Below are 20401 nucleotides of genomic sequence, written 5' to 3' on the forward strand. Positions count from 1 at the left end.
GGCTTCACGCCCTGAGATGGATGGAAGGAGGCGAGTGCCGTGCAGTTCACACCTTTCCAGCGCTCCCTCTTCCGCTATCCCGGCGTAGTTCGTCAGTTCTGACCGGGAGCGCTCCAAGCAGCCTGTATCCCGGAGGAATCCATGACCGATACGGTCATCCGCGCGCTCTCCGCGAGCGACGCACATCTTTTCGACGCACACCCCGACCCGCTCGGCGCCGGTGAAGGCCACCGGCGTACCCGGTTCCGCCCCGACTGGAAGCGCGTCGCCCTGCGCGACGGCGAGGTCGTCGCACGCGGTGCGTGGTGGGGCGGCCCCGACGACTCGGAGCCCGTCAACATCAACTGGTTCGACGTGGCCGAGGGCGAGGAGGAGGCCGGGGCCGAACTCCTGCGCTCCGCTCCCTGGCAGGTCGAACTCGAGATCAACCTGCCCGGCGGCTGGCGGGAAAAGACCTACCTGCGCGCCGGAGCCGAGGCGCGCTTCGCCGCCGCACGAGCCGCAGGGTACGAACTCCTGGTGGAACGCTTCCTGTACCGCTGGACCCCCGAGCGAGGTCTGCCCGAGCGGCCCGGACGCCTGCGCTTCAGCGCCGAACCCGACGACACCGTGTTCTTCGACGCGTTGCGCCGCATCCACTCCGCCACCCTGGACGCCCACGCGCTCAGGGCCATCGAGGAGGGCGGCCTCGACCAGGCCGCCCAGGAGGAACTCGACTTCTTCCACTGGTGCCCCTCCCCACGGGAATGGTGGCAGATCGCACACACGCCGGAGGGCGACCTGGCCGGCATCCACATCCCGGCCCACAACCCCTCCGGCCCGACGATCGGCTTCATCGGAGTCGTCCCGGAACAGCGCGGTCGCGGCTACGCCTACGACCTCCTCGCGGAGTGCACCCACCTCCTCGTCGAGCAAGGCGCGGAGTTCGTCAGCGGAGCGACGGACCAGGCCAACTTCCCCATGGCCGCGAACTTCGCCAAGGCTGGCTTCCCCGTCATCCGTGAACGCATCAACTTCCGGCATGCCGGCCGACAGTGAACGTGCAGGATCTACGCTGTGGAGTGGCCACCGTCTCGTCGTCAGTCCACACCGACGATGATCAACGGCGGCCGCGCCCGTTCCCTTGCAGGCCCCACCAGCAAGATCACGATCTACAGCTGGAGTACTAGGCATGACCGCCTTGACCGGGTCGGTCGTACGGGGACGCGCCCGGCTACTTGGATTCGATCCGTCCGACCGGGTCGGGGTCGGCGGTCAGCGCGTCACAGGCCGTTCGCCAGGCGTTGGCGTCGAGGCCGAGCTCGGTGCGGAGGTAGGCCGAGGTGAGACGCGCGAGGGCGGAGACCCGCCCGGGGTTCTCGTCCGTGGTCTCGGCGGCGTCGTATCCGGCGATGCCGCCGAGTCCGTGCTCCGCGTCGAACAGGGTGAGCAGGGTCTTGGGGCCGGGGGCGAGGGCATAGGGGTCGGCGTGCCAGTCCGGCCCCATGTCCGTGAAGTGCCGGGAGTCGTCCTTGTCGCCGGTGACGACCAGCGCGGGTGTGGCCATCGTGGAGAAGTCGAGGGTCCGGAAGAAGGGCAGCCGCTCGCCCATGGACGCGTGGATGACTTCGCCCCGGCCCGGTGCGGCGAGCACGACACCGGCCTTGATCCGCGGTTCCAGAAGGCTCACGACCTCCCCGCTGTCCGGTTCGGTGACCTGGGCGCCCAGCAGGAGGCTCGCGGTGAAACCTCCGAAGGAGTGTCCGGCGACGCCGACCTTGCTGCGGTCGACGCGCCCCGCGAGCTGCGGCACCGCGTTCTCGATCACGTCCAGCCGGTCGAGGATGTGCGTCATGTCCTCGCCGCGCGAGCGCCAGAAGAAGGGGGCTCCAGGGGCATCGGCAAGGCGGCCGGCCAGGGTCCGGGAGCTGAGGTGGGTCGGCTGGATGACGACGAACCCGGCCCCCGCCCACAAGCCGGCGATCGGCGCGTAGCCGTTCAGCGAGGAGAGGTGGTTCGAGCCGCCGTGGCCGTGGGAGAGGAGGATGACGGGAAGGCCGGTTCCGGTGGCGGGTGCGGAGACCCGCACCTGGAGGTCCGCGGGACGGCCGGGTACGGACAGCACCAGCGGGCCGTAGGACACGACCGGGACGGGCGGGCCGAACGTGTCGGCAAGGGTGGTCTCGGTGGGTGTGTTCATGAGGGGTGGTTCCTTTCTGTGCCCCGCGGCGCGCGACGGGCGCCGGGCAGCAGGCAGGCAGGCAGGCAGGCAGGCCAGGAGTGCCCCATTCGGGTAGCCTGAAACGGAGCGTCGCTCCATTTACTATGTGGAGCGCTGCTCCGCTTTGTCAACGGTGTCGGAAGGAACGCGAGATGCCCGAGATGCCCACCGAGAGCCCCACCGGGCAGGTGTCGGCCCGGAGCAAGCGGACCGACGCACAGCGCAACCAGCAGGTCATCCTCACCGCGGCCGCCGAGGTGTTCCTCGGTTCCGGCGTCGACGCGCCGATCCGCCAGATCTCGGCCCGCGCGGGCGTCGGGATGGCCACGATCTACCGCCACTTCCCCACGCGGGCGGACCTCGTCACCGCCGTGTACCGGCACCAGATCGAGGCGTGCGCCGAGGCCGGCCCCCACCTGCTGGCCACTGCCGGGACCCCGCTCGCCGCGCTGCGCCAGTGGATCGACCTCTTCGTCGACTTCCTGGTCACCAAACACGGGCTCGCCGACGCCCTGCAGTCCGACAGCGACCGCTTCGCCACCCTGCACACGTACTTCCTCGACCGCCTGCTGCCCGTCGGCACCCAACTGCTCGACGCCGCGACCGGCTCCGGCGAGATCAGGCCCGGCGTGCAGGCCTACGAGCTGATGCGCGGCATCGGCAATCTCTGCGTCGGGCGCGACAGCGACCCGCGCTACGACCCCCGCCGACTGATCGACCTGCTCTTCCAGGGCCTGCAGGCACCCCGGCCCTGACCCAGGCGGAGAAGACCGAACTCACCGAGAAGCTGGAGACGTGACCCTCATGACCAGCCCCCAGCAGGACGACATCCCGGTTCCCGAACACGGCGCCGTTCCGGGCGGATCGGTTCCGCTGACCTCCCACGTGAAGGCGGGGCCCGGCGGGGCCATGACCGACGAGGTCGGCGTCATCACCGGCGACGTCACCCTGACGAGCGAGGCCGGCCCGGACGGCACCGCCCGGGTCCGCATCCAGTACACGGGCGCGGACGAGTGGTACACCCTCACGGGCAGCCCGGCCCCGCTCCCGCCGGAAACCCTTGCCGCCTTCCACGAACGCGTCGTCGACGCCGTCCGGGCCGGCGGCGCGGCCGAGGTACCCGGTCCACGGCAATGAGCCCCGTCAGCGGCCGTCGCGGCGCCACTCGTAGCGCCACACCGCATCGAGTTCGTCCTCGTGCGGGGTGCCGGGCGGCGCCGGGGGAAGGCGGCGCGCCGCTTCCACGCAGCGCTCGTCGTGGTGCAGCGCGAGCCCGTACACGGCGGTGACCTGGACTCGGCGGTCCGCGTCGTCCAGCAGGGCGGCCATGGCATCGGTGAAGACGGGACCGCGGTCCCCTCCCTCGGCAACCGTGAGACAGGCGGCCCGGCGTACGACCGTGTCCACGTCCGTCATCAGCACCAGCAGTGCCTCACGGACATCATCGGGGAAGGCCGGCGCCTCGGGCCATGTGCCGACCCTGCGCGCCACCGCGCACCGTACCCCGGGGTCGCGGTGGCCGGCGTAGGGCACGAGGGCCGCAAGAGCGCGCGGATCGGTGAGCTCGCCGAGCGCGACCAGCACCTCGATGAGCACGGCGAGGTCCTCTTCCCCGGTCGACCAGTCGGTGAAGAAGTCCAGGGCGGGACCGGCGAACGCGTCCTCGTCGCTGTTGTCGAAGAGGTGGGTCAGCCGAAGCACCTCGGCGCCGAACAACCGGTGGGACGGCTCCGGATGGGTGCGCAGCGCCGCGGCAGCCGTCCAGGTCTCCTGGTCGCGACGGTTGGCCAGCAGGATGGTGACATCGCCCCAATCTGAGTGGTCCTGGGCGTGGCCCAACGCGCGTGCCATCAGCTCCTCGAAGGAAGTGCGGATGCCGAGCAGTTCCTCCAGGCGCGTGAGGATCGCCGCGTGCCCGTCGCGAACGGTCATTCCCCCGAGGGAGTACGCGTCGACGCTGTGGTAGTCGTCGTCCTGAACCCGGGTACGGACAAGGGCGTCCCGGGAGCCCGTGAGGCGCCGCAGTTCGGCTTCGACCCCCGTCTCGTGCCGGCGGCGCGCGAGATCCCGCATCTCCAGCAGCTCGGACTCGCCGTACCTGCCCCGCACCCGCTCGTCCAGGAGCACCTCGACGAGCGCGGGCGAGCCCGAATCCACCGCTTCGCGCAGTGGTGGCAGCTCGTCCGGTCCGCACTGCCCGGGGTCGGCGCCGTGGTCGAGCAGCCGTTGGGCGATGGCTCCCGAGTGCGTTCGGACGGCCAGGCAGAACGCCGCGTCCAGCATGTCGGGGTCGACGTACCGCCGAAGCAGGCTCTTCACCAGGGCGGTGTCTCCGGCCCGCACCGCGGAGATGAGGGGAGGACCGCTGTCCGCCGCACTCCTCGCACCGCTATCCATGTCCACCCATGTCTCTGCTCCCCCTGTCGCGTTTTCGCAGCTCGTGAAGTGTAGGGGGAGCGAACAACGGGGCCTACTGGGTGACGATGTCCTCGCACACCGGCTTCGGCGGCGCCTTCGCGATCACGCCCCGCCAGTAGTCGGCCTCCTGGGCCGCGCCCCGGCGTGCGGGCTGGATCAAGGTGGAGAACGCCGTCGTCCCCGGCCGCGCTTCCAGGTCGCCGGGGCCGATCGCGACCACGTACCGCTGCCCCGGCTCCATCACCACCTCGCGGTTCGAGGTGTCCACCGTGAACGAGCCGGGCGCCCCGCCCGGCTCCACCCGCTGCGACACCCCGATGACCGGGGCGAACTTCCCCTTCATCACCTCCACGACCCGTACCGGCGTCGTGACGAGCTGAGGATTCTCGGCGCCGACGGCCTCGGGGTCGTGCACGGCCTCGCCGGTGGCCTCCACCACGGCGATGCCCTGCGCACCGGTCGCCACCTCGGTGTCCGTGCCGCCGGACGGCGTCCCGCACAGGCTCTCGGTGCTCTCGCTGCTCTCGCTGCTCTCGGTACGCGCATCCCCGGCGCTCTCCCAGGCGTACCAACCGCCGCCCCCGAGGAGCACGGTGGCCGCCGTCCCGGCAATCGCCCACGTCTTCACGCTCATGATCAGCCCCACAGCTTCGAGTAGTTGGCCTTGTCGACGTCCTGGGGGAGGTCGAAGTATTCGTGGGCGGCGGGCCACATCAGGGACCGCACATAGCCCGGCCCGCCCGCGTCGGACTTGTGGCACAGCCCCAGGGCGTGGCCCAGCTCGTGCGCCGCGATCTGCCGGCGCTTGGTCCGGCCGGCGTTCTTCATCGCCGCCGTGTTGAACCGGATGTAATCGGTCTGGCCGGGACCTCCCCGGTGGTTCCACTTGGCGGCGGCGATGTCCTTCGGGTCGTCGTAGTCCACGAACTCCAGGTCGTTGACTCGCCCTTGACGCACGGCGCGGCGGCGACGGCTGCCGCCGGGGGCGGGGCGAGCAGGAGCAGGGCGGCGGCCGCCGACAAGGCCGCGGACATGCGCTTCATCCCGCCCACGGTAGGGCTCCGCCCGGCGGGGCCGATCGTTTCCTCACCCCCCGCGGCAAGGCAGTTCGCCTTCCACCCTTCGCACGGTTGTACTGCAGTACTGCCCAGACCCAGACCCCGCCTCCGGCGACTTCGAGCTGTTCCCCCGGGCGGCCCGCCAGGGCGACGCCGGCCAACCCCGGAGCAGAGTGTTCCGGGGCACCCGACCGGGAACTCCCCACCCATGAGCATCATCATCACCGTCCTGGCGTGGAGCCCTCTCGCGGTCTTCCTCTACTGGGTACTGGCCGAGGTCATCCGGGGCTGGGGCGAGCCGCGGGGCCCCGACGACAACGACGGAGTGGCGGACGAGGCCTGACGCCCGCCGGTGGGTTTCGCGCCGTCCCAGCGCCCGCGCGCTTAGCATGCGGGCATGGAGATCCATGTGGGCCAGGTGGCGCTCCACTACGTGGAGCACGGGACCGGGCGACCCGTGCTGGTGCTCCACGGCGCCGGAGTCGACCACCGCGAGACCGAAGCCTGCTTCGAAGTGGTTCTCGACGGCGTCGCGGGTCTGCGGCGGATCTATCCCGACCTCCCCGGAATGGGCCAGACCGTCGCTCCCGAAACGCTGCGCAGCGCCGACGACGTCCTCGACACGCTGCTCGCCTTCGCGGACGAGGCCGCGGACGGCGCCCCGTACCTCCTCATCGGGCACTCGGCGGGCGCGTACTTCGCGCAGGCGATGGCCGCGAGGCGCCCGGCGGAGGTCGCCGGTCTCGCGCTCGTCTGTCCGCTGCTGCCCGGACTGCGCGACGTACCGGAGCACCGCGCGGTCGCCGGATCGGGTGAGATCGGCGACGACGTCTTCCGGAGCTACTTCGTGATCCAGACCCCGGAGATGCTCGACCGGTACGAGCGTTACGTCGCCCCGGCCGCGGCGCTCGTCGACCAGGCGGCGCTTGAGCGGATCGGCGAACGGTGGACGCTCGCCCCCGTTCACGCGGCGGCGTACGCGGGTCCGACCGTGATCGTGGCGGGCCGGCTGGATTCGACGGTCGGGTACGCCGCCGCCGCCGACCTCGTCGACCACTACCCACACGCCTCGCTCGCCGTGGTCGACGACACGGGACACGCGCTTCCCCACGAGCGACCGGAACTCCTGCGCGCCCTCCTCCTCGAGTGGCTCACGCGCGTCGAACGCTCGAGCTGACCTGCCGCTGACGCCGCCTGCTCGTCTGGTCGTCTGGTCGTCTGGCCGTCCAGAGGTCCTTCACGACGAACTCCTCTACGGCGCACAGAGGATGCGGGGACCTCCGCGGCGCCGTGGCCAGTCGGTCGCATCGACGTCTTGCCGGTCAACCCCGGGACCGCAAGCATGACGTGCACACGCCAGACACCCCCATCCACTCGCTGACCGATGGAGAAGACGATGCGCAGACACAAGACCGCCGCCGCCCTGGGAACCCTGATCCTCACCTTGGCCAGCCTGTTCGTCGGATCCGCCGGCACGGCCCAGGCGGCCGCCCAGTCCTGTTACGGCTCCGGCCGGAGCTACGCGAGCGACGAGGGCAATTACTGGCCGCACGGAGACGCCCTCGCGGTCTCGACGTCGAACTGCAGCGACATCAACGTCAAACCCGGCTCGGGTACTTACGTGCGCACCTGCTTCGTCCCCTCCAGCGGCGGCTGGTACTGCAACGGCTGGCGCTGGATCAACGGCGGGTCCTGGGGGCTTGCCGCGACCGACGTGAAGGACGGAACCAAGTTCTACCTGGCCTTCGACCGCCACTCCACGGGATCCGTCGCCTACTGATCCACGCCGACGGAACACCGACCGGGGTGCGGGGGGTCGCCGAAGAAGCCGTGGCGCGGCTGCTCTTCGTCGGCCCTCGCACCCTCCGCGGGGCGCCCGCCCGGTCGGGGCCTCCCTCTCGCGGCGCCGAACGGCAGCCGCGCAAGCGAAGGAGATCGTCCTTGACGCACGGACAGAGCACACGGCCGGACCCCCGGAGCGGACGCGGCAGGAAGCCGGCGGCGTGGGTCCGGGCTTCGCGCTGGGCCCTCGCCTGTGCGACCGTCGCCGCGCTGGCCCTGTCAGGCTGCACCCGGGCCGGCGACGACCGGATCCCCGACGGGCCGGCCGCGACCACGCCCGTACCCGAGGGCGACGCGTTCTACGACCCTCCGAATCCGCTGCCCCCGGGCAAGCCCGGCACGGTGATCCGCCAACGCCCCTTCGCTCCACCGGAGTCGACGCTGACGCTGGCGTCGCACACCTTTCTGGTCATGTACCTGAGCACCGGGACCAACGGCAAGCCGGTGGCCGCGAGCGGGCTGGTGACCGTACCGGACGGCCCCGCGCCCGCCGGGGGACGGCCTGTCGCCGCGGTGGACCACGGCACGATGGGCATCGGCTCGCTGTGCGGCCCGTCCCGCATGCCCGCCTTCGCCGGGCTGGAGGACTCCAGCCCGGTCGCGAAACTCCTCGCGCGCGGATTCGTCGTCGCGCAGCCCGACTACATCGGAGTGGGGGTGACCGGGGTCAGGCACCCGTACCTCAACGGCAAGTCCGCCGCGTACGCCACTCTCGACATCCTTCGCGCCGCTCGCGGGATCGACCCGGGTACGGGCGCGACGAGCCTCGTCTACGGCGGATCGCAGGGCGGGCACGCGGCGCTGTGGAGCGCGCACCACGCCGCCGAGTACGCTCCCGACGTCGACCTCAAGGGCGTGGTCGCCAACGCGCCGGCGGTCGGGTTCGAGTGGATGCCCGACCTGTTCGCCCAGCAGAGTTCGATCGCCACTCCCTACGCCGGGATGCTGCTGCTGCTCGTCAACGGGGCCTCGGCGGCCGACCCTGCGGTCAAGCCCGCCGAACTCCTCACCCCCGACGCGCTGGCCGCCGCGGACCACATGTGGACGGAAACCTGCATCTCCGGGGACACCGTGATCCCGCCCGCCGAGAACATCCTGCGGCCCGGCGCCGATCTGGGACCGCTCAACGCCGCCCTCAAGGCCAGCGCCGCCGGCGAAGTCACCACCAAGGTCCCGGTGCTGCTCCCGCAGGGGGGCAACGACGTACTGAGCAGTCTCAACCAGGGGCTCGCCCGGCAGCTGTGCGACAAGGGCGTGAACCTGGACTTCAAGCACTACCCCGACCAGGGGCACACCCTCAGCGACGGCCCGCTGGACGATGCGGTCGCCTGGATGGACGCGCGGCGCGCCGGTACGCCGGTCTCCGAGAGCTGCGTGTTCTGAAAGGCGCCGACGAGCGAGCGTGGCCGCCCGGCGGTGGAGCGTGAGCGCGCGTGTCCGGCGCCGGCCGCTGTCACCGCCCGGCGCCGGGGTGGGCGATGCCGAAGAGGACCACGGCCAGCTCGTCGGTCACCCTCTCGACTTCCAGGACCTGGGTGCGGACCGGTTCGGGCAGGTGCGCCCGCTCCCACAGGGCCATCGGCTGGTCCGCGGGGCGGGCCGCCCACAGTCGTTCGAGGTCGGCTGCCGCATGGGCCAGTGATCCCGCCGCGTCGTGCGCGACGGAGCCGACGGCGCCGCCCAGCGGGTCACCGGCCGATCCCCGCGGGCCGAACGGCGCGAACTCGGGGACCTCTCCGAGGGTGAGGACGGTGGAGGTGATGTGGGGCATCCGCAGCACCCGCTGCACCCAGGCCGGACCCGGCACCCCCCGGGGCAGCCTCGGGAAGTCCGGGGCGGCGACCAGCGTGCGGTGCACGAGCTCCGCGTACCGGCGGTGCTCGCGCGCAGGCGTCCAGGCCCCTCCTTCCAGGGCGAGCTCGAGCCTGCCGATCTGCGCACGGGCGTGATCCACACCGCCCTTCCATTCCGGCTCCAGGTCCGGGATCCCGGCCGCCCTCACCGCGCGCGCACGGTCACCGAGCAGCAGCAGCGGGGGCGGCGGGCTCGCACCCCCGGTCCCCTCCAGGTCCAGGTCCAGGTCCCGGTCCCGGTCGTTCTCGCCGTGCGCCACGACGTGATCCTCGAGGACCTGGCGGGCCCGGCGCTGACGCTTCGCATCCCCGACCAGCCGGAGCCAGCCCTCCTCGGTCCGCGCCCGCGCCTCGCCGGTGTCCAGGGCTCCTTGGTGGAGCCGGCCGGTGTGGACGCCGTCGACCCAGCCGAACAGCTCGGGCAGCTCGACGTCGTCCACCAGGACGTCCGCCTCGCGGGCGGCACGGCACACCGCGAGCGCCAGCAACGCGACGACGGGCATCCACCGCGACGTGAACTGCGCGCCGTCGGGCGCGTCCGGGCGGCCCGGCCGCGGTCCCGACGGGCCGGGCACGGACCGGTTGTCGTAGCCGGTGTGCCACACCACCAGCGCACCGCAGGTCATCACGGCACGCCGCCACGCGGCCATCCCGTACGCCGCCTCGTTGCGCCGCTCCCAGCCCTGCCCCTCAGCCACGACCCGTTCCCTCCGCCGCCCCGACCACTCCCGCCACCCCGAAGGCTACGTACACCGGGCCCGGCGGGCTTCCGTGGAGGGCTACCGGGCGGCCTCGTATTCCTTGGCGAGCGATTCGGCCGCCTTGGCTCCGCCCTTGGCTTTGAAGTCGGCGATGACCTGGTCCCACTCCGACAGGGACAGCTCGACGAGCTGCTCACCTCGTACGGCGATCTCGACATCGTCTGGCTGGACGGGGAGTTCGAGCACACCGAGGACGAGTGGCGCTACGGGGAACTGCGCGAGCTGATCCGCGAGCGGCAGCCGCACGCCCTGGTCAACGACCGGTGCAAGGGGCACGGTGACTTCACCACCCCCGAGCAGCAGCTGCCGGTCGTCGCGCCCGCCGGCCTGTGGGAATCCTGCATGACCATGAACCAGACCTGGGGACACGTTCCGTCGGACGACACCTGGAAGTCCCCCCGGGCCATCCTGCACACCCTGGTCGAGGCGGCTTCGATGGGCGGCAACCTGCTGCTCAACGTGGGGCCGACGGGCGAGGGCGAGTTCCCGCCGCAGGCGGTGGAGCGGCTCGACGCGCTGGCGAGCTGGATGGAGCGGCACGGCGAGAGCGTCCACGGGACGCGGGCCGGGCTGAAGCTGTGGCAGTTCCACGGTCCCTCGACCGTGCGACGGCTGCCGGACGGCGGCAGCCGCCTCACCTGCACCTCACCATGCGCCCCTACGAGCAGATCACGGTGCGCGGGCTGCCCGTCGCCCGGGTCCGTGAGGTCACTGTGCTGGGGACCGGATCGGCCCTGGCCTGGGCGGTCCAGGCCCAGCGGCCCGATCACTGCTCGCACCTCGCTCGGCGGCACATGGGCGGGCCCCGGCGAGCGGACGATCGCCGACTGGCCGGGCCCACGACAGGCCGACGGCGGTAGGCCCGGCGCTCCAGTTGGAGCGATCAGTCGCCGTGCCGAACCCGTCCCGGGTGCGCCCGGTTGCGCCCGGGTGTCCGCCGCGCTCGGTGCGGCGGACACCCGGGCGTCCGCGATGCTCAGACGGAGAAGCCCGTGACCTTCCGCGGGGTCACCCGGACGATCAGCCGGAGCACCTCCTCCGGCTCGGCCGGCGGGTCCTCGCCCAGGTACTTCTGCGAGAGCGTGCGCGGCAGCGACCTCTCAGGGTCGTCGAGCAGCTCGACCGTGCCGCGGATGTCGACGGACCGGTACGGGTTCGCGGTGTCGAAGACCGTGAGGCTGACCCGTGGATCCCGTGCGAGATTCCGCGCCTTCTGGCGCCCGGCCGTCGTGGAGAACAGCACCGTGTCCCCCTCCCTGGCGATCCAGACCACCGATGTCTGCGGCCCGCCGTCGCGGTTCAGCGTCGCGACGGTGGCGAAGTTCCTCCGGTCGAAGGGCCCGCCCCCCAGGAACACAGTGCGTGCCCGACGATGTCGCCGCCCCGCCGCCATGGCAACATGGCTAACTTGATTCCTTGTCAACTCACCTGAGCAGAGGTCCACATGGAAGAGAAGGACACGTACGAGCACCCCACGCCGGAAGCCGCGGCGCTCGCCGCCCAGCGCGGGCTCGGGGAGTGGCGCCGGACGTTTCGGCGCAAGCCGAGCTGGGTGGCCAAGAAGCACAACGAGTCGCGGCTCTATCTGTACGACGGCGGGGTGGTCGTGCGGACCGCGCGGATATCCCGGGGGGACGACCTCTTCGAGGCCGCGTACGACTGGGGGACGCTGCGGGTCCTGCGGTACTTCAGCACCCGGGGGGACGCCCGGTACACCCTGCTCGACACGGGCGGCGTCGCGCTGAACATCGGCCCCGGGACCCGGGTCTTCCTCAAGGAGGACAAGCAGGCTCTCGGGATCACCTCGGTGGTCGAGGGCACGATGTTCGTCTGGCCGAGGTCGTGGGGGGAGTACATCGAGGAGTGTGTGGTGCGGGTGCAACTGCCCGGCGTGCTCGGGCGGATCGAGCGTGGTGAGACGGTGGACTTCGGGCCGTACAAGGTCGACCGGCGGGGGGTGGCGGGCCGGAAGCACGCGGCCGCCTGGTCGGAGATCGTCGACATCTCCGCGTACGACGGCACCCTGATGTTCAACAAGAAGCTCCGCAAGATGACCGTGGACAGCGTGCCGCTGCAGAACATCGCCAACGCGAACCTGTTCCTCAGCGTATGCCAGCGCTTCAAGGCCCAGGGCTGAGGGGAGGCGTTCCGTGACGGACCCACAGGACTCTTCGTCGCCCCGGCCTTGGGGAGATCCCCGGGAGGCCCTCCGGGAGGACCGGACCACCGTCCGGTTCCTCTTCGTGCTCGCGGTGGTGTTCTTCGTCATCGCCGCCTTCGTGGACTGGCCGACGGACAAGGCCGAAGTGTGCGGCAAGCTCGGCGCGTTGCGGTCGGCGAGCGGTTCGATCGAGGACGAGATCGGCGATCTGAAGGACGCCGCCGAGGACTACCGCGGCACGGATCAGGACGCGGTCCGGGCCGACGCCGACCGGATCGGCGACGACCTCCTGGACGGCTCGGGCCTGAAGTGGCTCGACCGGGCCGATATTGATCGCGCCACCGGCTCGATCCGCGCGCTCTGCGGCGCCGAACCCACCAGCGGCTGAGGGAGAGTACGACATGACCGACGGGACGACCACGGGCATCGACGTGCAGAGCATGGTGCTGGCCGTACTCACTCTCGCGCTCGGGGTGGCGGCGTTCGTGCTGACCACCGCCTGGGTGCTGCCGATCCTGATCATGCTCTGCGGGGTGCTCGCGCTGTTCATGGCCCGACAGCGGTAGTCAGGCGCCGCACCGGATCAGGATCGGCCTGCGCACGCGGGGGGCTCAGCAGGTGATGGTGACCTCGTGGACCACCGGCTGGGCCGGACGGGGGAACGAGGTCACGCCGAAGGTGCCGCGGACGGTCGAGCCGCACGGGACGGTGGTGACCGGACCGCGCACCTGAAGGTTCGCGGAGGTGAAGATGATCCGCTTGACCTGTGTTTGGGGCGGAGCGGACCCGACGACCTCCGTGGACAAGGTGGTGAGCAGTTCCTTCGCGGCGGGCGCCGGGCTGCCCGGGGAGGGCGGGCCGGCCAGCCCGACCGTCCCGTAGAACTCGACGGTGGCGCCTGTGACCTCGGCGCACACCCGCGTGGCCAGGCCCGCCTGGAGGCCCGAGCTTCCGCAGGAGGTGGTGACGGTCCCGCCCGTGTCGGCCGGCAGGACGGGGGCGGCGTTCGCGGGGGTGATCGAGAAGAGGGCCAGACCTGCGGCACCGGCCGCGAGCAGAGCTAAGCGGTTCATCGGGGTTCGTCCTCCGTGTAATGGAGCGCCGTCCAAGGGTTCTTGGTCCGTGCTGATGCCATGTGATATTTCACATGGCATCAGAACGGAAGGTGTGCGAAAGCTGAACTCCCCCTGGCCGCATCAAGGCACTCTCGCTCCAGACCGTCGGGCCGGGGCGCCCATCGGCTTGCCCCGGCCCGCCGCTCAGAACGTTCAGGAGATCAGGTCATGGTCATGGTCATGGTCATGGTCATGGTCATGGTCAGGTCGTGGTCATGGCCAAGGTCAGGCCAAGGTCAGGTCTGGCACTGCTTCGTGACCGCTGGAGACCACCCGCTCCACGCGGCGCCGTCGGCCTTGGCGTGGACCCGGATCTCGACCTTCACGGGGCCGCACACCCTGGTCGTGCTTCCCACGGCGAGGGGGTCGAGGGCCGCGCCGGCCGGGACGTAGGTGCGACCGCTGCCCACCTTCTCCCAGTGCCCGCCGTCGACGACGCGGAAGAACGCCTCGTACGAGACGTTCAGTCCCCTCGTCCCCGTGTTGCGCGCCTTGATGTACGCCGTGATCTCCCGTGTCGGGAACCTGCCGGCGGATCCCCTCTGGGCACTGATGCAGCCGTTGACGGCCACACGGCCGGTCGACGTACCCCCTCCGCAGGCGATGGCCGCGGCGTGCGCGTCGGCCGGAAGTGTCAGCATGGTCAGCGCGACTGCGCCCAGGATCGTTCCGGTACGCCTCAAGTGCAATGTTCCGTTCCTTCTTTGAGCCCGTCCTGTCGGAGAGACCATCGCGCGCCCACGGGTACGCGGAGCAGCTTCTCGGCGAGTTTTCGCCCGAATGGGCGCAGGCGGAGGGGCGGAGCCGACCCCGACGGGCTGACGGCTCGCCGGGGGGCTTGTCCTGCCTGGTCAGGCCAGGATGTCGACGGCGTAGAAGGTGCCGACGCCGGCCGCCAAGGCGCCGAGGAGGAAGCGCAGGAAGCGCTCGGGCAGCCGGGGCTGCAGGCGGGCGCCGAGGTAGCCGCCGATCAGCCCGCCGAGGCCGCAGGCGAGACCGAGGGGCCAGTCGGGGGCGATGGAGCCGGTGGCGGTCAACGACAGCAGGCCGTAAGTGGCGGCGCCGGCCAGGGAGGTGCAGAAGGTGGAGGCGAGCGCGGCCGGTGCGACCTGCGCCACGGGCATCCCGCGGCCGACGAGGACCGGGCCGAGGATCGAGCCGCCGCCGATGCCGTAGATCCCGCCGACCGTGCCGACCGCCACCGACAGGACGACGGTCGACCGGGGCCGCAGGCCCTGCCCGCCGGTGCCGCCGGATCCGGCGGTGTGAGCGGTGTCGGCGGTCGCCCGGAGCGTGCGGGCGATGAGCCACAGGCCCAGCGGCAACAGCAGGATCGCGACCAAGGCCCGGAAGACGGTGGGGCCCGGCACTGCGAAGACGCGGATGACCGCGCCGAGGACGACCCCGGGGAGCGTCCCGGCGAGCAGGAGCCGGGTCAGCCGGCCGCGCAAGCGGCCGTCGCGGTGGTAGCGGAGCAGGGCGCCGGGACCGGCGACCACGTTGTAGAGGAGGTTCGTCGGGGTCACGGCCGGATTCGGCACGGCCAGGACGCTGAGCTGGATCGGCAGCAGGAACACCGCTCCCGACACGCCGACCGGCGCCGTCACCACCGCGATCAGCAGCCCCGCCGCGAACCCGAGCAGCCCTGTCGACCAGTCCACCCGCAGCCTTCCGCTCCCGCCCCGGTGAACCCTCGGGGTCATGCGTTCCCAACCCCCGCGCCGACGCCGTGAGATCCGTTCGCCGTATGGTTGGCCGATGCCCCGACACCGTATCGACCGCCCGGCCGACCTCGACGTGGTCCGCGAATCCTATGACCGGGTGGCCGACAACTACGCCCACATGGTGGTGACGACGGGAATCGGCGACATCCGTACCCATCCGTGGCTCAAGGCGTCGATCGATGTCTTCGCCGACACCGTGGGCGGGCTCGGGCCCGTCCTCGACGTCGGCTGCGGACCCGGCACGGTGACCGCCTACCTCGCTGAACGCGGACTCGACGTGTCCGGCGTCGACCTCTCTCCCCGCATGATCGAGAACGCGCGCCGGCTCCATCCGCAATGCCGCTTCAGCGTCGCTTCCGCCACCGACCTCGACCTGGGTGAGGCCTCCCTCGGCGGTGTGCTCGGGTGGTGGTCGCTGTTCAACCTCCCCCGGGACGTCCTCCCCCAGGTTCTCGCCCTGTTCGCGCGCGCCCTGAAACCGGGCGGGCACTTCATCACCGCAACGCACGTCGGCGACGAGGACGCGAAGCGCACCGAGGCATACGGAGGCGTGCCCGTCCGTTGGACGACACACAAGTGGCGGCCGGAACAGCTCGTGGACCTGATCGAGCAGGCCGGCCTGCGCCCGGTCGCCGAACTCCGGCTCCCCGCGGACGAGCACACCGGGCCGGGTCTGGTCATCATGGCCCAGCGCCCCGCGCGCCCCGCCTGAGGTGGGCGTCTTCTGGTCGTTCGGGGCGGCCTGACGGCGTCCTTCCTCGTGCAGCCGGTCGACGGTCAGTCCCCGTCCGCACTGCCAAGGGCGTTGACGATCAGGCGTGTGGCGTGGTCTCGGTCGTCCGTGAGCCGGTTGATGTGCTCCGCGAGGAGGAGCGCGGTGGCTTCCAGGGGGTTCATCTCCTCCTCGGTCCAGTCCCCGTACTGCTTGCGCCAGAGGCTGGGGCTCAGGCCGGTGCCTGCCGCGATGACCATGCCGGCCATGGTGGGGATGGCCTCGGGGCGCACGCTCCGGGTCATCGTGCGCATGGTGGCCACCAGGTTGGGGACCACGTACTCGATGACGTCCTTGTCGTGTTCCTCGTACGCTTTGCGCAGCCACGTCATGAACATGTAGATGAGCGTGCACGCACCGTCGAGCAGGTCATGGGCTTCGTCGGGTCCCAACGATGCGATGAACCGGTCGGTGAGCAGGCGCTGTTCGGAGCTGGTCTCGGCCTTCTCGTCGTAGATCGCTTTGAGGCGGGAGTCGATCACCATGAGCGCCGCGCCCACATCGCCGGCCGGAGCGTACTGCGGATCGCAGGACGATGGCATGGGAGTCCTCCTCGGTGTCGGCGGCATACCTCGCTCTCCGTACGGTAGGCCGCCCGGCGGGCGGGGGTACGGCGAATCCTGGATCATCCGACGCCGGCACGGCTCCGCCGCCGGCACCCCCGACCGCCAAGCCCCGGCTCTTTCAGGACGGTTCGCCGTAGCGGGCGGCCATCGCGGCGGCCCGCTCGCGCAGGGAGGCGCGCAACGACTCCGGGGCCAGGGCTTCCGCGTCCGTGCCGAGCTGCCACAGCGCCCATACGGCGTGCCGGGAATCCTGGAGGGTCACCTCCAGCCGCAACCAGCCGTCCGCGTCTGGTTCTTCCGCCCGGACGGCCAGCGCGGTGTCCAGCAGTTCCTCCCGCCGCGCCGGGTTCACCCGCAGCCGCACGGTGAGGTGGTCGCCGTCGGAGAGGAACCGTGCGGAGCGCTCCCGCCAGATCCGGTCCAGATCGACCTGGTTCGGCCGCTGTGCCGGTTCGGGGAGTTCCTCGGCGGCCAACATCCGTGACAGCCGGTACGTGCGGTCCGCGCCGGCTCTCGAAGCCAGCAGGTAGCCCCGCTCGCGTACGGTGACCAGGCCGATCGGGTCCACCGTGCGCCACTGCGGCTCCTGGCCCGTGGCCGCGTAGTGGATGCGCAGCTTGTGTCCGGCGAGCACCGCGCGCCTGACCTCGATCATCGTGGTGTCGGGTACCCGCTCCATGACCAGCCGGCGCGAGAGCAGGTCGGTCTCCGGGTCGACGAGGAGCCGCTGGGCCCCGTCGTTCGCGGTGGCCCGGTGGCTTTCGGGCAGGGCGTCGACCACCTTGCGCATGGCCGAAGCGAGCGCCGAGCTGAGGCCGAACACCAGCTCTCCGCGCCCCGAGCCGGCGGTCAGCAGGGCGAGGGCCTCGTCGTGGTTCAGCCCGGTGAGCTCGGTCTGGAAGCCGGGAAGCAGTGCGAAACCGCCGTGCCTGCCGCGCTCGGCGTAGACCGGGACGCCGGCCGCGGACAGCGCCTCGATGTCGCGCAGCACGGTGCGGGTGGACACCTCCAGCTCCCGGGCCAGCGTGTCCGCTGTCATCCGGCCGCGCCGGCGCAGCAGGAGGACCAGTGAGACCAACCGGTCGGCGCGCATATGAGAACTCTATCGAAATACATGACGAAGGATGTCGTGATTTGTTGCGAGGCTCGGTGACACGACGTCGAAGCCGACGGCTACCGAGCCGGCGGGCGGGCGCGGCAGGTACTTCCCGCGAATCGAATGGAGCTGAAGTGGCAGTGGAACGAACGGCGATCAACCCGGTGACGTGGTCGCAGGACCTGGGGTTCAACCAGGGCGAGGTCGTCTCCGGGCACACCCGGACCCTGTACATCTCGGGGCAGACCGCGATGAGCGGCGACGGAAAGCCCCAGCACGACGGTGACATGGCGGCGCAGTTGGCGCTGAGCATCGACAACCTGGAAGCCGTGCTCGGCGAGGCCGGCATGTCCCTGGCGGACCTCGTCCGGCTCAACGTCTACACGACGGACGTCGACCTGCTGTTCCGGCACTACGGCGTGCTGGCGGCGCGGCTGGGGGCCGCCGGGGTGGCGCCGGCCTCGACGATGCTCGGAGTGACGCGCCTGGCGATCCCCGGCCAGCTGGTCGAGCTCGAGGGAACCGCCGTCGCGTAGTGCGACCTCCCCGCTCCTGCACCTCGCGCCGGTCTCACCGGTACGAGGAGCAGGAGGACGGGGTCCGGCGGACGGGCGGACCGGCGGGCCGGCGGACACCGGGGGCGTCGAACGCCTCGTACGGGGTCAGCCGTCATCGCGAGGGCCGATGACCTGCTGCCCGATCTGCTCGGCGATCCAACGCGCTTGGCGCTCCCCGTGGTCGTTGCGGCGGACGACGACGAAGACGGTATGGGTACCGGCCGCCACCTCCAGGTCGCGGGAGTCGCAGTTGAGCACGAGCGCCACCGCGGCGTGCGTGCCCTCCCAGTACACGTCCCGACCCGGCGCCTCCGGCCACTCGAGGTGCCGCCAGGAGATCTCCGCCGGGTGCGGGCCGATCACTTCGGAGAAGCCGTCCTCGACGGTTCCCAGCGGTCGGTCCTCCATCGAGACCGTGAGCGGCAAGTACGCTTCCGCTCCCGCCAGGCCGTCGGGCAGGTCACGGGCTCCGACCGGGTACGTCAGATCCGGCACGCCGGGCAACGGCTCACCGGGCGCGTCGATGTTCCAGCACATGAACACGGACTCCGGCAGCGCGTCGCGCAGGCGCAAGACCTCTGCCAGGCTGGGCACGCAGGCTTCCACCGTGACCTTCGACTGCGCGGAGACGCCGATGGCGACCGCCTGGCGGGCGGCTTTCAAAGCTGCCGCGAGGTCAGGGGTGCGGAGAACAGGATACGAAGTGCCGTTTGACATGGGACGACTCTGCCACGGGCCCGAACCGTCGGCCATCTTGTTTCGCCTTGGCCTAGGTCCCGGCAAGGCGGGGCGGGGCGGGGCGGGCGTGGAACGGTTGAGATCTTGGTACGGAGGGGAAGAGGACGACCGTGGACACCACAGGACAGACCCCGTCCCGACGCACCCTGCTCGCGTGGGGGGCCGGAGCGGCACTGACAGCCTCCCTGTCGGCGGGCGGGAGCGCCTCCGCCTCCGCCGCGACCTCGACCGCCGTCGCGCAGCGGCTGGCGGAACTGGAACGGGCGCACTCCGCCCGGCTGGGCGTCCACGCCCATGACACCGCCACCGGCCGCACCGTGGGGTACCGGGCCCGGGAGCGGTTCCCCCTCTGCTCGGTCTTCAAGACCCTGGCCGTGGCCGCCGTACTGCGCGACCTCGACCGGGACGGGGAGTTCCTGGCCAAGCGCATCCGCTACACCGGGCAGGAGGTCACCGGCGCCGGCCACACCCCGATCACCGGCAAGCCGGAGAACCTCGCCGACGGCATGACGGTCGGGGAGCTGAGCGACGCCGCGATCCGCTTCAGCGACAACGCCGCCGCCAACCTCCTCCTGCGCGAGCTGGGCGGCCCGACCGCCGTCACCCGCTTCGCCCGGTCGATCGGGGACGCCACGACGCGTCTGGACCGGTGGGAGCCGGAGCTGAACACCGCCGAACCCTGGCGGATCACCGACACCACCACCCCGCACGCCATCGGGCGGACCTACGAGCGCCTCACCCTCGGCACCACGCTCGCGCCGGCGGACCGACGGCGGCTCACCGACTGGCTGCTGGGCAACACCACGGGCGGCGAGCGGCTGCGGGCCGGTCTGCCGCCGGCCTGGGCGGTCGCCGACAAGACCGGGGGAGGTGCGTACGGCACCAACAACGACGTGGCCGTCGCGTGGCCCCCCGGCCGCCCGCCGCTCGTCATCGCCGTCCTGACGACCAGGTCCCACCGCGACGCCCCGGCCGACAACCTCCTGATCGCCCGAACCGCCGAAGTCGTGTCAGCGGCCCTGGCCGGAAGGTGATCGCACCGGCCGTACCGTCAGCGTCACCACCACCGCCACCGTCAGGAGTTCGTGGCGGCCCGGTCGGACCCACTGCGCAGAACGCAGAACTCGTTGCCCTCGGGATCGGCCAGGACCGCCCAGCCTGAACCGTCGGGATTCCTGTGATCACCGACGAATGCGGCACCGAGTCCCAGCAGCCGGTCCACCTCCTGATCGCGCGAGGTCTCGGGGCGCAGACACAGATGGATCCGGTTCTTGACCGTCTTGGTCTCGGGCACCTCGTTGAAGTAGAGCGCCGGCCCCTCCGCCAGCAGCACCTGGGTCTCCCGGTCCCCCGGTCTGGCATCCGGATCCATCGGACGGCCCGTCACACCGCTCCAGAACCGGGCCAGCCCGTAGGCATCCGCACAGTCGATCGCCACGTTCTGCACTACTGAAACCATGTGCCCAGCTTTCCCGACTTCCCCTCCGGGCGCCACTGAGATCCACTCCAGTTCGCGCCCACGCCACGCACCCCGGGCACC

General features: G+C 71.3%; 27 protein-coding genes. 13 read left to right on the forward strand and 14 right to left on the reverse strand.

The genetic code is table 11. The annotated features are described in order from the left end of the window. The first annotated feature begins 141 nt into the window (after positions 1 to 141). A complete protein-coding gene (locus tag DRB89_RS09790) occupies positions 142 to 1038 on the forward strand; it encodes a GNAT family N-acetyltransferase (RefSeq protein ID WP_112448819.1) in 897 nt (298 codons plus the stop codon). Between the two features lie 175 nt (positions 1039 to 1213). Here DRB89_RS09790 and DRB89_RS09795 read toward each other — a convergent pair whose 3' ends face one another. Beyond that, entirely contained in the window at positions 1214 to 2179 is a 966-nt protein-coding gene (locus DRB89_RS09795; protein WP_112448818.1) for a chlorophyllase, read from the reverse strand. A 182-nt stretch (positions 2180 to 2361) separates the two neighbouring features. Here DRB89_RS09795 and DRB89_RS09800 point away from each other — a divergent pair, with 182 nt between their 5' ends. Continuing rightward, positions 2362 to 2955 (forward strand): TetR/AcrR family transcriptional regulator, encoded by a 594-nt coding sequence (locus DRB89_RS09800; RefSeq protein WP_112453414.1) that lies wholly within the window; start codon positions 2362 to 2364, stop codon positions 2953 to 2955. Positions 2956 to 3004: 49 nt separating this feature from the next. Further along, positions 3005 to 3337, forward strand: a complete 333-nt coding sequence (locus DRB89_RS09805; RefSeq protein ID WP_112453413.1) for a hypothetical protein — start codon at positions 3005 to 3007, stop codon at positions 3335 to 3337. A 6-nt stretch (positions 3338 to 3343) separates the two neighbouring features. Here DRB89_RS09805 and DRB89_RS09810 read toward each other — a convergent pair whose 3' ends face one another. The 3 genes from DRB89_RS09810 to DRB89_RS09820 form a co-directional block, all read right to left on the reverse strand. Then, positions 3344 to 4519, reverse strand: a complete 1176-nt coding sequence (locus DRB89_RS09810; RefSeq protein WP_162688521.1) for a HEAT repeat domain-containing protein — start codon at positions 4517 to 4519, stop codon at positions 3344 to 3346. A 151-nt stretch (positions 4520 to 4670) separates the two neighbouring features. Next, on the reverse strand, positions 4671 to 5252 hold the full coding sequence (locus DRB89_RS09815) for a hypothetical protein (protein WP_162688522.1): 582 nt from the start codon (positions 5250 to 5252) through the stop codon (positions 4671 to 4673). 2 nt (positions 5253 to 5254) lie between these two features. Continuing rightward, the gene (locus tag DRB89_RS09820; RefSeq protein ID WP_112448815.1) at positions 5255 to 5575 is read right to left on the reverse strand and encodes a matrixin family metalloprotease; all 321 of its coding nucleotides are present in this window, start codon (positions 5573 to 5575) and stop codon (positions 5255 to 5257) included. A gap of 309 nt (positions 5576 to 5884) precedes the next feature. On the opposite strand from DRB89_RS09820, the gene DRB89_RS45925 reads away from it, so the two are divergent. The 4 genes from DRB89_RS45925 to DRB89_RS09835 all read left to right on the forward strand — a co-directional run bounded on the left by DRB89_RS45925 (position 5885) and on the right by DRB89_RS09835 (position 8901). Then, complete coding sequence (locus DRB89_RS45925) at positions 5885 to 6019, forward strand: hypothetical protein (RefSeq protein ID WP_275431893.1); 135 nt, start codon at positions 5885 to 5887, stop codon at positions 6017 to 6019. A 54-nt stretch (positions 6020 to 6073) separates the two neighbouring features. Continuing rightward, a complete protein-coding gene (locus DRB89_RS09825; RefSeq protein WP_112448814.1) occupies positions 6074 to 6853 on the forward strand; it encodes an alpha/beta hydrolase in 780 nt (259 codons plus the stop codon). Between the two features lie 219 nt (positions 6854 to 7072). Continuing rightward, positions 7073 to 7456 (forward strand): hypothetical protein, encoded by a 384-nt coding sequence (locus tag DRB89_RS09830; protein WP_112448813.1) that lies wholly within the window; start codon positions 7073 to 7075, stop codon positions 7454 to 7456. Between the two features lie 161 nt (positions 7457 to 7617). Beyond that, positions 7618 to 8901 carry a lipase family protein gene (locus tag DRB89_RS09835; RefSeq protein WP_112448812.1) on the forward strand — a complete coding sequence of 428 codons (1284 nt, stop codon included), beginning with the start codon at positions 7618 to 7620 and terminating at the stop codon, positions 8899 to 8901. A 70-nt stretch (positions 8902 to 8971) separates the two neighbouring features. Here the strand turns inward: DRB89_RS09835 and DRB89_RS09840 are convergent, their stop codons facing one another. The 3 genes from DRB89_RS09840 to DRB89_RS09850 all read right to left on the reverse strand — a co-directional run bounded on the left by DRB89_RS09840 (position 8972) and on the right by DRB89_RS09850 (position 11489). After that, on the reverse strand, positions 8972 to 10069 hold the full coding sequence (locus DRB89_RS09840) for a hypothetical protein (protein WP_162688396.1): 1098 nt from the start codon (positions 10067 to 10069) through the stop codon (positions 8972 to 8974). Positions 10070 to 10150: 81 nt separating this feature from the next. Next, positions 10151 to 10408 (reverse strand): hypothetical protein, encoded by a 258-nt coding sequence (locus tag DRB89_RS44390; RefSeq protein WP_239516069.1) that lies wholly within the window; start codon positions 10406 to 10408, stop codon positions 10151 to 10153. Positions 10409 to 11108: 700 nt separating this feature from the next. Beyond that, positions 11109 to 11489, reverse strand: a complete 381-nt coding sequence (locus DRB89_RS09850) for a PPOX class F420-dependent oxidoreductase (RefSeq protein ID WP_239516070.1) — start codon at positions 11487 to 11489, stop codon at positions 11109 to 11111. Positions 11490 to 11576: 87 nt separating this feature from the next. Here DRB89_RS09850 and DRB89_RS09855 point away from each other — a divergent pair, with 87 nt between their 5' ends. From DRB89_RS09855 to DRB89_RS42775, 3 genes are all read left to right on the forward strand, one after another. Next, complete coding sequence (locus DRB89_RS09855) at positions 11577 to 12269, forward strand: DUF6585 family protein (protein ID WP_112448808.1); 693 nt, start codon at positions 11577 to 11579, stop codon at positions 12267 to 12269. Positions 12270 to 12375: 106 nt separating this feature from the next. Further along, positions 12376 to 12681 carry a hypothetical protein gene (locus DRB89_RS09860; protein WP_162688524.1) on the forward strand — a complete coding sequence of 102 codons (306 nt, stop codon included), beginning with the start codon at positions 12376 to 12378 and terminating at the stop codon, positions 12679 to 12681. A 13-nt stretch (positions 12682 to 12694) separates the two neighbouring features. After that, the gene (locus DRB89_RS42775) at positions 12695 to 12859 is read left to right on the forward strand and encodes a hypothetical protein (protein WP_162688525.1); all 165 of its coding nucleotides are present in this window, start codon (positions 12695 to 12697) and stop codon (positions 12857 to 12859) included. A gap of 45 nt (positions 12860 to 12904) precedes the next feature. Here DRB89_RS42775 and DRB89_RS09865 read toward each other — a convergent pair whose 3' ends face one another. The 3 genes from DRB89_RS09865 to DRB89_RS09875 form a co-directional block, all read right to left on the reverse strand. Further along, positions 12905 to 13366 carry a hypothetical protein gene (locus tag DRB89_RS09865; RefSeq protein ID WP_112463253.1) on the reverse strand — a complete coding sequence of 154 codons (462 nt, stop codon included), beginning with the start codon at positions 13364 to 13366 and terminating at the stop codon, positions 12905 to 12907. Positions 13367 to 13644: 278 nt separating this feature from the next. After that, a complete protein-coding gene (locus DRB89_RS09870) occupies positions 13645 to 14091 on the reverse strand; it encodes a hypothetical protein (protein WP_112448805.1) in 447 nt (148 codons plus the stop codon). 168 nt (positions 14092 to 14259) lie between these two features. Next, a complete protein-coding gene (locus tag DRB89_RS09875) occupies positions 14260 to 15069 on the reverse strand; it encodes a sulfite exporter TauE/SafE family protein (RefSeq protein ID WP_112448804.1) in 810 nt (269 codons plus the stop codon). 97 nt (positions 15070 to 15166) lie between these two features. Between DRB89_RS09875 and DRB89_RS09880 the strand changes: the two genes are divergently transcribed. After that, complete coding sequence (locus tag DRB89_RS09880) at positions 15167 to 15844, forward strand: class I SAM-dependent methyltransferase (protein WP_112448803.1); 678 nt, start codon at positions 15167 to 15169, stop codon at positions 15842 to 15844. 65 nt (positions 15845 to 15909) lie between these two features. Here the strand turns inward: DRB89_RS09880 and DRB89_RS09885 are convergent, their stop codons facing one another. Then, positions 15910 to 16446, reverse strand: a complete 537-nt coding sequence (locus DRB89_RS09885; RefSeq protein ID WP_112448802.1) for a hypothetical protein — start codon at positions 16444 to 16446, stop codon at positions 15910 to 15912. 142 nt (positions 16447 to 16588) lie between these two features. Further along, a complete protein-coding gene (locus DRB89_RS09890; RefSeq protein ID WP_112448801.1) occupies positions 16589 to 17563 on the reverse strand; it encodes a WYL domain-containing protein in 975 nt (324 codons plus the stop codon). Positions 17564 to 17706: 143 nt separating this feature from the next. Between DRB89_RS09890 and DRB89_RS09895 the strand changes: the two genes are divergently transcribed. Continuing rightward, positions 17707 to 18102 (forward strand): RidA family protein, encoded by a 396-nt coding sequence (locus DRB89_RS09895; RefSeq protein ID WP_112448800.1) that lies wholly within the window; start codon positions 17707 to 17709, stop codon positions 18100 to 18102. A 126-nt stretch (positions 18103 to 18228) separates the two neighbouring features. Here DRB89_RS09895 and DRB89_RS09900 read toward each other — a convergent pair whose 3' ends face one another. After that, positions 18229 to 18840, reverse strand: coding sequence for a hypothetical protein (locus DRB89_RS09900; RefSeq protein WP_162688526.1), 612 nt, complete (start codon positions 18838 to 18840; stop codon positions 18229 to 18231). Positions 18841 to 18971: 131 nt separating this feature from the next. Here DRB89_RS09900 and bla point away from each other — a divergent pair, with 131 nt between their 5' ends. After that, the gene (gene bla / locus DRB89_RS09905) at positions 18972 to 19895 is read left to right on the forward strand and encodes a class A beta-lactamase (RefSeq protein WP_204357720.1); all 924 of its coding nucleotides are present in this window, start codon (positions 18972 to 18974) and stop codon (positions 19893 to 19895) included. Positions 19896 to 19936: 41 nt separating this feature from the next. Here the strand turns inward: bla and DRB89_RS42780 are convergent, their stop codons facing one another. Beyond that, entirely contained in the window at positions 19937 to 20320 is a 384-nt protein-coding gene (locus DRB89_RS42780; RefSeq protein WP_162688527.1) for a VOC family protein, read from the reverse strand. Positions 20321 to 20401 lie beyond the last annotated feature (81 nt).

It is taken from the genome of Streptomyces sp. ICC4 (assembly GCF_003287915.1).
In the GTDB taxonomy this organism is placed as follows: Bacteria; Actinomycetota; Actinomycetes; order Streptomycetales; family Streptomycetaceae; genus Streptomyces; species Streptomyces tritrimontium.

Coding starts and splice junctions, on each gene's coding strand:
- DRB89_RS45925 (WP_275431893.1), top strand. CDS start 5,885: ATGAGCATCATCATCACCGTCCTGGCGTGGAGCCCTCTCGCGGTCTTC.
- DRB89_RS42780 (WP_162688527.1), bottom strand. CDS start 20,320: ATGGTTTCAGTAGTGCAGAACGTGGCGATCGACTGTGCGGATGCCTAC.
- DRB89_RS09795 (WP_112448818.1), bottom strand. CDS start 2,179: ATGAACACACCCACCGAGACCACCCTTGCCGACACGTTCGGCCCGCCC.
- DRB89_RS09815 (WP_162688522.1), bottom strand. CDS start 5,252: ATGAGCGTGAAGACGTGGGCGATTGCCGGGACGGCGGCCACCGTGCTC.
- DRB89_RS09830 (WP_112448813.1), top strand. CDS start 7,073: ATGCGCAGACACAAGACCGCCGCCGCCCTGGGAACCCTGATCCTCACC.
- DRB89_RS09900 (WP_162688526.1), bottom strand. CDS start 18,840: ATGTCAAACGGCACTTCGTATCCTGTTCTCCGCACCCCTGACCTCGCG.
- DRB89_RS09890 (WP_112448801.1), bottom strand. CDS start 17,563: ATGCGCGCCGACCGGTTGGTCTCACTGGTCCTCCTGCTGCGCCGGCGC.
- DRB89_RS09880 (WP_112448803.1), top strand. CDS start 15,167: ATGCCCCGACACCGTATCGACCGCCCGGCCGACCTCGACGTGGTCCGC.
- DRB89_RS09805 (WP_112453413.1), top strand. CDS start 3,005: ATGACCAGCCCCCAGCAGGACGACATCCCGGTTCCCGAACACGGCGCC.
- DRB89_RS09865 (WP_112463253.1), bottom strand. CDS start 13,366: ATGAACCGCTTAGCTCTGCTCGCGGCCGGTGCCGCAGGTCTGGCCCTC.
- DRB89_RS09790 (WP_112448819.1), top strand. CDS start 142: ATGACCGATACGGTCATCCGCGCGCTCTCCGCGAGCGACGCACATCTT.
- DRB89_RS42775 (WP_162688525.1), top strand. CDS start 12,695: ATGACCGACGGGACGACCACGGGCATCGACGTGCAGAGCATGGTGCTG.
- DRB89_RS09855 (WP_112448808.1), top strand. CDS start 11,577: ATGGAAGAGAAGGACACGTACGAGCACCCCACGCCGGAAGCCGCGGCG.
- DRB89_RS09800 (WP_112453414.1), top strand. CDS start 2,362: ATGCCCACCGAGAGCCCCACCGGGCAGGTGTCGGCCCGGAGCAAGCGG.
- DRB89_RS09885 (WP_112448802.1), bottom strand. CDS start 16,446: ATGCCATCGTCCTGCGATCCGCAGTACGCTCCGGCCGGCGATGTGGGC.
- DRB89_RS09825 (WP_112448814.1), top strand. CDS start 6,074: ATGGAGATCCATGTGGGCCAGGTGGCGCTCCACTACGTGGAGCACGGG.